Here is a 12413-nt window from a genome sequence, read left to right on the forward strand (position 1 = left end):
CTACTGCTTCGCCTGCTTGATCAGCGCAGTATAGGACGCCTCGCACGCAAGCCCTGCTATTCGGGCTCGGTCATACGCTTTCGCCAGCTCTCCCGCTCGAGCATCAGCCCGTGCGAGCAGGTCGGAGAGCACCATGGCGGCGCGGGTGGCTGCCTGGCCTCGGGCGGCAGCGGCGGAATCTGTGGCGCACTTGCCCGCGGTGGTGGCATATCGGGCAGCCTTGTCGCGCATCCGCTGGCCAGCAGCATCAGCGCCAGCGCCATCAACAGCTGCAGTGTGTTCTTGTTCCCGGGCATTTGCTCTCGCCTCCTCCTGTGCCGCTGCGCGGCGTTGCTCTTCACTGCGGGCGCTGGCCTCTTCCTGCGCCCAGGCCTGCTGATCACCTGCATCACGGACAGCCCAGCGCGCCTTCCATTCGGCATTCATGGTCGAGCGCCCGAGCTCGTAGATGCCCCAGAACGCCCAGACCACCAGCGCCAGCGAGACCGCGGCGCCGATCGTGCGCCAGCTGATCACGCCAGCACCTTCAGCGCGCGGTCATACAGGGCCCTTCGCTCAGCGGCGCCGTGCGGCACCCGACCAGGCTTGCCGGTGTTGATCACGCTGCCGATGTCCTGGAAGCGGCCGGCGTCGGCCAGCTCATTCAGGCCGTGGGTCGACCACCACCAGGCGGCGGACATGGCGGCGTGCTCGGGCTGCTCGAGCAGCTCGGGGTTGTCCTCCAGCGGCAGGGCCAGGCCGGCGCCGGCGGCGGCATAGTTCGATCGCCCGGTGAGCTGGATCAGGCCACGCCCACGGTACCGCCAGCCGTCCCCCGGGCGAGTGTTGCCCATGCGCCCGCTGTAAACGATGTTGGCGATCTTCTCCGGCTGCCGCGCGCAGGCGGCCGCCGACTCTGCGGTGAACCGGCTGGGCCAGGTGCGCACCAAAGCCTCGGCGCTGTAGTTCAGGCTCTCCACCAGGTTGCGCAGCTGACCCGACTCATGCCCGATCTGAGCGAGGAACGCGGCCACGCGCACCGGGCTGTCGACCTTGTAGCGCGCCATGGCCCGGTTCAGCGCAGGCAAAAAAATGCCCGCGACTGGGCGGGCGTTTGGGAGGATCTGCAGCAACTGCTGCTCGGTCAAAGGGGGCATGCGTTTCTCCTAGTTGAACCAGCGGCCGATGGCGTGACAGTGCACGGTGGCCACGGACGTACTGATGAAGCTGTTGGTGCCGCCGGCGGTGCGCCACAGGCGCGGCACACACTGGACGGTGTTGATAGAGGCCGCCATCGCGGGACCAAACTCGGCGAACGTCACCGGGGCCGAATCGGCCGACAGCCCCTGAATCGGCGTGACGGTTACCTTCGGCGCCGCCGAAAAGGCCGCGGGAAAGGACCAGAGCTTCAGCAGGGTCAGGGCCACACTGAACTCGAGCACAACCGCCGCCGCGCAGATGAGGGTGCCGTTGGCAAACTTCACGTACTCGCCGTTCGCGTTGGTGCCTGACTCGATGATCGCGCCAGTGGGCACGCCCGAGGCCTGCGAGACGGTACCGACGATATCCGCCACCGCCGCTGCCTTCAGGCCGAGGCCATTCCGAGCAGCTGCCTGCGTCGTTCCGCCCGTCCCGCCCTTGGTCACCGGCACCACGTTCTCTGTCGACACGGCGCCCAGCGAGGAAAGCGCTACGCCCCACTGGTCGATGATCTGGTGCATCCGATCAGCTGCAGCCTTGGGCCACCCCTGAATCGGCACCAGGGCGTAGGCGCCTGCGGAAACAGTCGAACCCAGATACCCGGGCTCGATGCTCAGCGACGTCGGGCTGATAATGTTCGTGACCTCGTACTGCCGGCCGTCCGGCCCGACCCAGGCGTCACCGACCCGGCCATTCAAGGTGAACGCCGTGCCGGTACCGGTGACCGTCTTCTGGCCAGCTGTTACGGCCACTGTTCCTGCTCTGCTCCAGGGCATGCTTTTTCTCCAGGCAAAAATAAACCCGCTCGATGGCGGGTGCGCTGACGCTCTGACCGTTACTGCGGGAGCGGGTAGCGTTCCTTGATGGCGGCGACTGCAGCGATCCAGGCGCTGTAATCGGGTTCAGTGCCGGCCGCCAGCGCGTCATACTCAGCCTCGAACTTCAGGCGATCGCTCTCGGCGGTATAGGCCGCACGCCGGGACGCCAGCGCCGCGTCGCGCTCTGCCTGGCGGGCCTCGTTGGCTTTCTGCTCTGCGGTTTTGGCCTTACTGAAATCAATCATTCGTCGGTTACCTCAATTACTTTGCCTGCAGCGGGCTTCGGGTCTTGGTCGGTCGGCAGCGCAATCGGGCCGTCTGGGGCATCGACAATGTCCGCGGGGAAGCGAGACCGCTCCCCGGCTTCAGCACCGTGCGGCATGGTGATCGGAATGACTAGCACGCCGTTGATGCGCTCCACTGGCTGGTTGATCCACGGGCAGCCAATGGCCTCGGCCGGGAGCGTGGCGCCATCTGGCAGCGGACCGAAGTCATACGGCAAGCCATTGATGGTCAGCACGTCACCCAGCTTGTGAATGGCCAGAGAGGCGTCCGAGTTGATCGGTATCAGTTTGAGTCTCATGCGTACCACCTGCCTTGGGCTGTCATTACAAAGTCTGCTGTGATGGTCCTGGAAGTCATGGACATGACCAGGCCCTGATAGGTCGTCGCGGTCACAGCATTGGGCTGGGTGGAAACCGTCTGCGCCCGCGCGCTGAACGTGAACTGAGGCGGTGCAATAAAGGCCGCCGGAAAGCCGAACGTCGGCGTGGCCCCGATGAATAGCCCGTCCTGGGCGAAGGTGACCGCCTGGGAGAAGTTCAGCGTTGCCGAACAGATCATCGTGCCGTCGGCAAATTTCGTGTAGCGGCCCGAGGCGTTGGAACCACGCTCGATGATCGCGCCCGTCGATACCCCGCCCGATTGGGAAACCGTGCCCACGGCATTTGCCGTGGCGGCCGTTCCCAGCCCTAACCCGGCGCGGCCAGCCGCAGCTGTGTTGCCGCCGGTGCCGCCCTGGGCAACGCTGAGTGCGGTGGTCAGGCCCAGGAGTGCCGTGATGTCGGCGTTCTGGCCCCGGGTCGCGGCAGCAATGTTTGCCCTTAGCGTCGCCGCATCAGCAGCACCACCAAACAGAACCAGCGTTGCGCCGTACTGCTCGACGACCTGGCGCAGCCGATCAGCTGATTCCTTCACGTACCCCTGCATCGGCGCAAGGCCATAAGTGCCGGCCGCGACAGTCGCCCCCAGGTAAGCCGGCAGAATGGTGAGCACCGTGCCGCTGGCAATGTTGGTCACTTCGTACCAGCGGCCGTCAGGCCCCTGGAAAGCATCACCCACTCGGGCGTTTGCCGAGAAGGCAGTGCCGGTACCGGACACCGTGTTCTGGCCGGCCGTGATCGCGACCGTGCCTGTTCTGTACCATGGCATGTAATCGCTCCTAGTTGTAATACTTGGAAATTGGAAACTTACAGACAGGAATTGAAAAGCTTGTCCCGTCAGTACCATACGGATAGCTGTAGCCGCCACCCGTTTGCTTGTCGCAAAAGATAGTTAGCGCAGGCGCGTTAAAATCCCAAATGGTTACCCCGGCATAGCGAGCGCCACCAGCAAACCATTCAACCCCTCGATCGAAACTGGTGACAGAAATATAATCATCGGCGTCAATCGTTAAACCGCTGAAATACTCATCTACGTTAACGCCCTGTGATTTCGTCCAGTTCTTTGTAAATTTGTTGAACCTGACAACACGATCACTGGAGGAAAAAACAATTCGACCGTTGGCATCCCATATGTTTCGCCCATACATTTCAGCGCTGGGCGCATCTGCATACTTACAGGCAACATACTCCACCAGGTAGCTCTGCAACTGATTGCCGCCCCTTACCGCCGAAGTGATTAAGAACCCTGTCCAGCCGCCCGATGATCCGAGCATCGTGACGTATAGCCCCAGAGTGCTGTGCACCCCTGAGACATGCCGGAGAAAAACCTGCGGGGGCTCCAGGGTCAGGATGGGCTTCGCAAATGTAACAAGTCCGCTTCCTGGGCGGTCCGTGTACCGAGAGGTGATGTTGAAGGTGCCTCTTTCGGAAAAGACCATGACCTTATAGGTACTTGTGATGGTGACAGAGCCAAAGTCATTGGATGCGTAAAAACCATATTCGGCCATTACATCACCCTCACGACTTCAACAACGCTTTCAACGACCGATGAAATCCATTCGTCACGGTAGTTACCGCCAACACCCGTTGCGAAGCGCCTGTTGGTGTACGTGTATATCGCGATCTTAGTGCCACCCAGATCACGATATACAGGAACACACCCCCACCCATCGAAGTATCCAGGCTGTTCGTACTGAGCATAAACACGCGGTACAATCGTTACGAAGCAAGTCGCAGGATCGTACCCCGGAACATCAAGCTCGATGTAGTCAGACCGCAAACCTTGGCCGGTAGAGTTAGAGGCCGGAATAATGACTTGTGCCAACTTGGACAATGTGAAATCTGACATGCCCAATGTTTCTACTTCATTGGCATCCCTCACGCTCATTCCATAAATAGACATAATCCCTCACAAAACCAATCGACCGGTTGCCGTTCTCAATTTGCCGTTGGCGTCATAGACGTAATGGCCACCGTTATTCAGCAGCGTCGAGCCGTCGGCGTCCTGGCCGCGAAGAATGAACGTTCCTGCTGGAACATTGATTTCCAGAAGCGGCAATCCCTGCGAGTTCACTGCTGCGGAGCGCAACGTCATGCCTAGGATTATTTCCTTGATGAAGGCCTGGCTGATAAACGCCTGATTGATGAACACCTGACCGTTCTGCACCACGAACGGCACTGAGAGCTGGCCAGAAACCTCATCGACCACGGCAAAGCGCTGAGCGAACGCCAGGATCTCCGAGGTTTCCCCGTTACTGCCCAGCGCCAGCCCGGCCATAACGGTTCTGCCGCCAGATGTGGTTTGCGCCTTGATGGTGGTCATTGCCGACACTCGCCCATCGACTCCGACCAGGGCTTCACTGACCTGCTGAACCGAAGCGCTGGTCTCGCCGATCGAGGCCTCGAGCGTCTCCATCTTGCGGGCCGAGACCTGATCGGCATTCGCCAGGATGCGAACATCGCTTGCGAACTTGGCTTGCGACTTCTGGGCGTCCAATGCACTGAGCAGGTCGCCCTCCCCCGTATCATCCCGGCCGGCGGTGTAAACCGCCTCGACAGAAGTTCGCATCGAAGCCACGGCCTGGTCGGTTGTCACCTGCGCCTCGGACACCTCCTGAATGTCCGCCGCGTTGTCGTCGACCTCGGCCTTCAGTTGATCCAGGCGCGTGGCCGTAGCCTCGCTCTGGGTGGCCACCGCCTTTTCCAGGGTGGAAAGCCCGGCGGCGTTCTGCCCGACCTTGGCGTCAATCGCGATGAAGCGTTCGGCGGATGCCTGCTGCTCAGTTGCAAACACCTTGCGCTGTTCGCTGATACCGGCCTGGGCGTCCCAGGCTGCGTTGGCGTCGGACATGCCGCCATCGTCGTCAACGTCAGCGCGCCAAGCTGCCTGCAGCGATTGCAGGCTTGTTGCCTGGGCGGTAACCACGCCGTCCAGATCGGTAATGTCGGTCGTATTCTGTTCTACCTGCGCAGCAAGCCCATTGGCGCTCTGCACCACCTGCCCGATATCCAGCCAGTACAGCGGGTTCGGTGGCGCATTCGCTCCAGAGGGATCTGCCGGGACCGGTTGCTTGGCCTGGTACAGGCGCTGGCCCAGGCGAACAGCGTCATCCTTCAGGTACGGTTGCTCTGGGTTGTACTCCAGCGCGTCAACCAGGTTGCCGATCTGCTCCTGCAGCTGCTCGTTGAGCTCTTCCAGGCGGTCATTCACAGAGCCTGGACCATCGCCGGAGATCTTCTCGATCTCCTTCAACAACTCCTGTCCCAGCTCGCTCTCGGTAATCTTGCCTGCCAAGGCCTGCAAGTAGGCGCTAACGTCGTTCGACGTTGATGCAGGGACAAACAGGAACGGGCTCTTCCCATAGGCATTGGTTGAGCGGATGTAATAGAAGTAGTTCGTGAAGAACGCGAGGCCAGTATGAGTGAAGCTCAGGCCCTGCCCGAGGTAGACCGCGTCGCTGGAAGGTGCGTTCGGGTTGGTCGTGAAGAAGTACTCATAGGTGCCCCCGTTCAAACCTGCTGATGGGTTGCTCGGTATCAGCGTGATCGACTCAAGCGCGGACTGCACAGAGCAAAATTCCGGGATAGGGGGACCATTTACGCTGACATTGATGGTCGCCTCGCCTGAGCGGGCCATAGGCCCTATTGCCGCAACACTCATCGTGTAGTTGCCAGATGGCAGCCCGCTGATCTGGCAGCGATTACTTGCTGCTTGGATGGTGTGTGACTGCACAACATTCACGCCCTGGCGGACGATCACGGCGTATTCCGAAACGATTCCGCCGCTTGGCGCCCAGGTCAGTACGCCCTGAACGACCTCGGCCCCCGTTTCTTGGACCCAGGCCAGACCTGTTGGCGACCCCAGCCCTCCAGAAGGCAGATTGATGAAACCAATCGGGTTGTACGGCTCGCCCACGGCGTCGTCGAAGATCGCCGCCTCATACTGCTGCACCTGGACGTTGCAACCCTCTTCGTCCCCCATGGACCAGTTGGTCACGATGAACTCACCGAGGATGTTCAGCGACGGCAGGTTCACGCGCACCACGCGCCCGGGGCGGCAGTTGTAGCCGGCGAAGTTCATCGGAATGGTGATCACTCCGCCAGCACGGCGCCGGCGAAGCTCGATGTTTGCCAGGCGCTGGGCCAGGTAGGGGTCTGTCACATAGGAGAAGGTAAGCGTTTCCGCCGCCTCGCCGCCGTCCTGCACCACCCACTCCGCGATGCTCACCTCTGGGTAATCCGTCTCGGTCCACGACTGAGTAGGATCAATGAAGGTGCCGCGCACAGTGTTGATGGCAGCGTCGTTTGACGGCTCAGTACTGCCGCCGATGGTGCCGATCACCATGTCCTCGGTGATCTCGAAGTCGTAAGGGCCGTAGTAGGCCCCAGCCTGGAGCATCCACCGACCGCCGACGCGGATCAGCTTCCCAGCGCAGGCCGCCTCAAGCTTCTGCAACACGCCGGACTTCTGCTCGTCGGCACCGATGACGCAGGCAGTTCTGTACCGCGCACTTACCGAGCCGTCAGCATTGCCAACAGACTCATCGCACACGTTCGCAGCACTGGCGAAGGTCTCGAAGACGATCTCATCGTCAGGCACATTGCACCGGGCCCGCAGGTACCACAGCAGGTGCAGAGCAGTGTTGGCCGAGTAGCCGCTCATGCCGGTGCGCGGGTCGTACAGATCGTTTCGACCGCGAACCACAAAGCGCGCATCAGGAATGCCGGACGGAAATTTCTCGGCGCTGTATTGCAGAGAAAGCCTGACGTAGGAAAGGCCGCGCCCAATCTGGCTGTCTTTCCAGTCGGGGCAGTTGGCCTTGAGGAAGGCATTGACCTGAGTGGGGTTCACCACCAGCTCATAGCTGGCGAACTGGCCGTAGGAGGCGATAGGCTCCTCGCCCAAGTAGATCTCCTCCAGTGCATCCACCGCACCTTCACACAGCACATACACCAGGTGCAGCCATTCCCCTTCGGCCTGGGCGCCAGACTGCTCCTGGGCCCACACCAGCACGCCACCGGTGGCAACCCGGCCAAGGATGAAACGGACCGGGGCCTTTGAGGAGCGGACGGTCTGCGCGGATGGCTCATTGTCCCGTAGCGGGGACTTGGTGTTCAGCTTCTCCTGCTGCTCGGCAGCGTAGAAGGCCAGGCCGGCACCAATGGCGGCGCCGACAGGGCCACCCTGGACAAAACCGATCACGGCGCCGACCACAACCTGAGCAATTTTCTTTACGCCACCGCTCATGCTTCAACTCTCCATGCGGCCTTCGGCTCACACTCGATTCGGTGCGCTCCGTCTTCAGTAGCGGACCAGTAATCCCCGGCCCAGAACACAGCCATGCTTCGTCCACCTGGTGCGTCGTACAGCACAACATCGCCGCGCTGGATAAACGCCAGCGATACCCTGGAGAAACATGCATCCCAGGCAGCCTCAAGGCTCCCGTGCTGCTTCTTCAGCTGACGCTTAGCACCGGTTTCCGTCTTGTACTTGCCGCGGTACTGCTCGGCTGGATCGACGCCGCAAACGGCGGCAGCGCAGTCGGCCGCAAAAAGGCAGCAGTCAAATTCGCCCCACGAAAAAGGCCGCCCTTGGGCAGCCTTGATCACGTCGTTCAGACGGGTAGTCCAGTCTCGATGTCGCATCGCTAGTTCCCGTAGGTAAACGCCGGTGCGTCCTTGCTGGAGCCCCAGTAGATTGGCCATTCGGACATTTGCGCAATGGCATAGAAGAACCGGTCATCCTGGTGGCGGGCCCGGTGGTTTTCATCGGTGAAGCGCTCGGTACCGGTCCGGCTCCACTCGGCCATCCGGTCGACGACAGGGACCGTGATGCTGTTCCCGTCCTGGCCGTTACCGGCAAACGAGAACTTGGCGGCATCCATGCGTCCGGAGAAAAGGATGTCCGCGGCATAGTTGCCGGCTTCATCGAAGACGATGAACAGGACCTTGGCCGCCCTGCCCCGGCACCCGCGAATATTGGTTTCCGACAGGATGTAGGCATCCAGGCCGCTCAAGGTCAGCTCCACGGACATCGGCGAGCCCGAGTTGTCGCTCTCCTGCGACTGGCTTACCTGGCCGAAGTTGCCCACACCCTCATAGGTCACACCGTCAACAACGAGCTGGCCGGTACCGGTATGCGCGAAGACCATGCCGTCGGCAAAATCCAACTGCACGGCATAAACCGGCATGAACTTGCCGGTGGCGATGATGTTCACCACGCTCTGGCTGAAGGGAAATGCGGATGGCATCAGAAGGCCTCCCTGAATTGATAGGAACCATTGGCGATGACCGGGCGTACCGACATCGACCAGGTATCCGAGGTCATGCGCATCTCGGAATATGGGTTGAGGTACTCGACCGCGGCGCCGGCGGTCAGCGATTTTCGAATGCGCTTGTTCAGCATCAAAGTTGCCTGGCCCTGGGCATTCGACGACGCAGCATCGGTCACCTCGAACATCTCCCCTGCAATCGTGATGTAGTCGCCAGCGCTGAAGATGACGGAGCTTGGCGCAGCCCCGGCGACCACCATGCTGCGAGCCTGGGCGTTGCCCGATATCACCGTCAGCGCGCCAATGCTGACCGTGCGCCTCCTGGTGAACGCCGGCATGTTGAACGTCCCAAACATCCCATCCAGGCGCCCCAGGAACGACGACAGTTCGCGCTCCTGGGCCCTAGTCAGCAAGCCGAACGTCAAGGTGCACTGCCAATACGCCCCCGGGTAGCCCACGATCTGCTGAGCGTTCGACAGCGTTGAAGTAAACGCCCGGCTGTTGTTGACGATGCCCCATGTCATTTCTGACGGGCGCAGCGAAGCAGGCCACGTGAGAGCCATGCGTTACTCCTTAAGCACTTAGCGCCGCGCGATAAGCTGGCGGATTGGTCCGTTCTGTTTGAGGTCTCGCATGACCATCTCGTACCCGCCCTTTGCGCCCTGGTAGGCGGCATCCTTTACGAGGCTGATAGTTGCGTCGTCAGGCGCGCCTTGGAAGTTGAACTGTTGGGTGATGCTCGGCGCAGATCCTCCAGCGGCAACGCTTTGCGTGACGCTACTGGATGCCGCGACTGGGGTTGGTGAGACGTAGCCTCCATCGGCATAGCCATTGGAGTTGGCGTTCATGCGCTCCAAGAACTCACGAGCACCTGGTTGACTGACCACCTCCTTGCGCACGACAAACTCACCACCGTGCACGACGCCTTTCGGCTCAAACTTTCCGCCGTCACCGGTGTAGCCCCCTGACGAGAAACCGACCCGAGAGATGGTTTCGCTGGTCCCGGTCATGGTGCCCTGCCCCACAGCCGCGCTGCCGCCGCTCATGAAGCTGAAGGCCGTGCTCAGAAAGCCGGCCGCCGCCTGACGAACTTGGATGCGGATCAGGTCCTCAATGACTCCATTGGCGAAGTCTTTGAAGGACAGCTTCCCGGTCTTCACGAAGGTCACCACCGCGTCTTCCATGTTGCTGAAGGCGCGAGTGAAAAGCTCACGTGTTTGCCCGGCGACGTTTGCAGCTTGCTCGGCATAGGTCTGGAAGGCCGAAGAAGCACCTACCGACCAATCCGACTGCATCCTGTCTACTTCAACGTAATACTGCCCCTGCATCGCCAGGCGCCGTTCCAGGGCTTGGCGCAAGGCTTCGCTCTCCTGCTCGTAGAGCGACTGGCTGATCCGGCCCTCGTTGCGCTGCTGGAGCAGATTGTCCATTTGCGTCTGGTACTGCTGCTGGATGCTGAGCTGTTCCTGCAGCCGCGCCCGCTGCTGATCCCCCATGCCCATACCGGCCAGACTGTTGTCGAGACCAGTTTGCGCCTTGGCCAGCTGGCTGTTCAGGTTCTCCTGGAAGGCCAGAAGCTTGCGGGTCTCCTCGGTGGAGATCTTCTTGAGCTGGTTTTCCCGTTCAAGTGCCGCATTTTTCTTCAACTGGGCGGTAATCAGTTCCTGGTTGGCTACCAGTGACTTCTGGTCGGCGGTGAGCGTTTTCTTGCCCTTGATATCGGCGAGTTCCTGCTCCCACTTCACCAGGGCCTGGCCGGCGGCGCCGAGCTTGTCGACCTCGCCCTTTTGCACGCCGATCAGTGCGTTTTGTTGCTGAAGGACTGCGTATTGCTGTTTGGCCTGATCGAGCGCCTTGATTCCAGCGTTTTCGGTGTAGGCTTTCGGTTTTTTCTCGGCAGCCTCCTTGTAAATTGAATTTTCGCGGATTGCCTTAAGAGCCGCGGCCTCCTGCTCAGCAGTAATCGTGTATCCAGCTGCGCGGGCGGCACTGATGCGCTTTTCCTCGTCTTCAAGCGCCTTGTTCCTCTTCTGACGCTTGGTGAAATTCGCCTCAATGCTCTTCTGGAAGTCCTCGTAGGCCTTCTGCCCCTCTCTCTGAATGCGGGCATTTTCACCCTCTTCCTTGCCTTGAGCGGCGAGCAGCTGCTTTTGCTTCTCCAGGAGATTGAGCCGGGTCTGCAGGAAGCGAGTCGAATCACTTTCGGCGCCGAGCGTATCCGGGAATAGCTTGGCGGCGAAACTGGTTTTGCGATCCTCCAGCAGTTGTTTGGTGTTAGCGATCTGCTCATCCAGAGACTGCTCGCGACCAATACCAAGCATGGCATCCCAGCTTTTTTTTGCTGCCCCTGCTACAGCATTCCAAGCGCTCTCGATGGTGCCTAGGCTTTCCTTGATTGTCTTGGCGCGAGCGTCCAAGGCCTTGGCGTAAGCGTCCTGAGCCAGGGCCGCTGCGGCCTGCTTGTCTCCCTGCTCTTGCAGCGCCCGCACCTGCTCGTAAACCGATGCAGTTAGGAAGTTGTACTTCTCGTTTAAGGCTGCCAGGGTCTTAACAGGGTCTTCAGCCAGTGAGGCGAATTCCGCGATGGTTGCCGATACAGCCTTGCCGGTTGCGCTCTCAAAACTGATGGCTGCGGCGGCAATCTGCTCGAATCCAGAGCTTGCAATTTTACCGTTCGCTGCAAGCTGGGCCAGGACATCAGCGGCCTTTCCGGTCGTGCCAACGGTTGCGCTGATAGTGGTGGCCATCCCGGCCAATGCCAGACTTGATGTGCCAGCTGCGTTTCCTGTAGTGACAAGCGCCAGACGGTAAGCATCTGCTTCTCTTGATCCTTGGTGATAGGCCAGCCCAAGCGTGCCTACTGCGGCTGCAGCGACTGTAAACGGGTTTACCAAGCCGAGAATGTATCCGCCAAGCGCTTTGGCCGCCGGCACCGCGCCGCCGAACATGTCTTTCAACTGGCCGCCTTGCTGAAGGAACACAGTCAGCGGTGATTGCCCCCCTTGAAGAGAAACAGCAATGTCCGTGAACTGAGCTGGCACGCCACGTAATGCTGCAGCGGTTGCTTTCGCAGACATACCAGTTTTGGTCATATCGGCATTGAATCGTCCAAGCTCGGTACGAGTCGCAGTGATCTTTCCTTGGTAGTCGGCGAAAGTTTCTGCGTCGATCAAGCCGAGCTTCTTGTTCTTGGCGAGCTCTCTCTCCTGCCGGTCAAGCTCTCCGAGCTTGCGGGTGATGGGGTCGATACTTCCGAGAAGCTCCTCCAACTGCTGCCGCTGGGCTCTTACGTTCTTGCTAGCCGCCCCTGACGATTCACCAACTCCATCGAGACCACTTGCTAGCTTGTCCATGGCTGGCTTCGCACGAAGCCCTGCCGACTCCAAAGCATCAAGGGCCTTGCGAGTATCGGCCGCCTTCTGCTCGGCGTCCCGACTGTCAATTTTCAGAACCAGGCGGGATGTTTGGGCCATTGATTTTCT

The 12413-nt window shown here is 60.6% G+C and carries 13 protein-coding genes; all 13 read right to left on the minus strand.

Annotated features, from left to right (window positions below; translation table 11 throughout):
- Genes LOY34_RS16950 through LOY34_RS17010 form a run of 13 tightly spaced genes read right to left on the minus strand, consistent with a single transcriptional unit; the run spans position 1 to position 12404 of the window.
- Positions 1 to 516: a DUF2514 domain-containing protein gene (locus LOY34_RS16950; RefSeq protein WP_258663633.1), complete on the minus strand. Its 516-nt coding sequence runs from the start codon at positions 514 to 516 to the stop codon at positions 1 to 3.
- Positions 513 to 1136 (minus strand): glycoside hydrolase family 19 protein, encoded by a 624-nt coding sequence (locus tag LOY34_RS16955; protein WP_258663634.1) that lies wholly within the window; start codon positions 1134 to 1136, stop codon positions 513 to 515. Before LOY34_RS16955 ends, LOY34_RS16950 begins: the two co-directional genes overlap by 4 nt.
- Before the next feature lie 9 nt (positions 1137 to 1145).
- Positions 1146 to 1955 carry a phage tail protein gene (locus LOY34_RS16960; RefSeq protein WP_258663636.1) on the minus strand — a complete coding sequence of 270 codons (810 nt, stop codon included), beginning with the start codon at positions 1953 to 1955 and terminating at the stop codon, positions 1146 to 1148.
- 59 nt (positions 1956 to 2014) lie between these two features.
- The gene (locus LOY34_RS16965; protein WP_195884155.1) at positions 2015 to 2242 is read right to left on the minus strand and encodes a hypothetical protein; all 228 of its coding nucleotides are present in this window, start codon (positions 2240 to 2242) and stop codon (positions 2015 to 2017) included.
- Positions 2239 to 2580, minus strand: a complete 342-nt coding sequence (locus LOY34_RS16970) for a hypothetical protein (RefSeq protein WP_258663638.1) — start codon at positions 2578 to 2580, stop codon at positions 2239 to 2241. The genes LOY34_RS16965 and LOY34_RS16970 overlap by 4 nt, the downstream gene beginning before the upstream one ends.
- Positions 2577 to 3428, minus strand: coding sequence for a phage tail protein (locus LOY34_RS16975; RefSeq protein WP_258663639.1), 852 nt, complete (start codon positions 3426 to 3428; stop codon positions 2577 to 2579). Before LOY34_RS16975 ends, LOY34_RS16970 begins: the two co-directional genes overlap by 4 nt.
- A gap of 10 nt (positions 3429 to 3438) precedes the next feature.
- Positions 3439 to 4167 carry a hypothetical protein gene (locus LOY34_RS16980; RefSeq protein ID WP_258663640.1) on the minus strand — a complete coding sequence of 243 codons (729 nt, stop codon included), beginning with the start codon at positions 4165 to 4167 and terminating at the stop codon, positions 3439 to 3441.
- Positions 4167 to 4547, minus strand: coding sequence for a hypothetical protein (locus LOY34_RS16985; RefSeq protein WP_230090964.1), 381 nt, complete (start codon positions 4545 to 4547; stop codon positions 4167 to 4169). The genes LOY34_RS16980 and LOY34_RS16985 overlap by 1 nt, the downstream gene beginning before the upstream one ends.
- Before the next feature lie 21 nt (positions 4548 to 4568).
- The gene (locus LOY34_RS16990) at positions 4569 to 7907 is read right to left on the minus strand and encodes a phage tail protein (protein WP_258663641.1); all 3339 of its coding nucleotides are present in this window, start codon (positions 7905 to 7907) and stop codon (positions 4569 to 4571) included.
- The gene (locus LOY34_RS16995; protein WP_258663642.1) at positions 7904 to 8305 is read right to left on the minus strand and encodes a DUF6950 family protein; all 402 of its coding nucleotides are present in this window, start codon (positions 8303 to 8305) and stop codon (positions 7904 to 7906) included. Before LOY34_RS16995 ends, LOY34_RS16990 begins: the two co-directional genes overlap by 4 nt.
- A gap of 2 nt (positions 8306 to 8307) precedes the next feature.
- The gene (locus tag LOY34_RS17000; RefSeq protein WP_258663644.1) at positions 8308 to 8910 is read right to left on the minus strand and encodes a DUF2163 domain-containing protein; all 603 of its coding nucleotides are present in this window, start codon (positions 8908 to 8910) and stop codon (positions 8308 to 8310) included.
- Positions 8910 to 9494 carry a hypothetical protein gene (locus LOY34_RS17005; RefSeq protein WP_258663646.1) on the minus strand — a complete coding sequence of 195 codons (585 nt, stop codon included), beginning with the start codon at positions 9492 to 9494 and terminating at the stop codon, positions 8910 to 8912. The genes LOY34_RS17000 and LOY34_RS17005 overlap by 1 nt, the downstream gene beginning before the upstream one ends.
- 18 nt (positions 9495 to 9512) lie before the next feature.
- Positions 9513 to 12404: a phage tail tape measure protein gene (locus tag LOY34_RS17010; RefSeq protein WP_258663648.1), complete on the minus strand. Its 2892-nt coding sequence runs from the start codon at positions 12402 to 12404 to the stop codon at positions 9513 to 9515.
- Between the last annotated feature and the right edge of the window lie 9 nt (positions 12405 to 12413).

It is taken from the genome of Pseudomonas sp. B21-009 (genome assembly GCF_024749345.1).
GTDB lineage: Bacteria > Pseudomonadota > Gammaproteobacteria > Pseudomonadales > Pseudomonadaceae > Aquipseudomonas.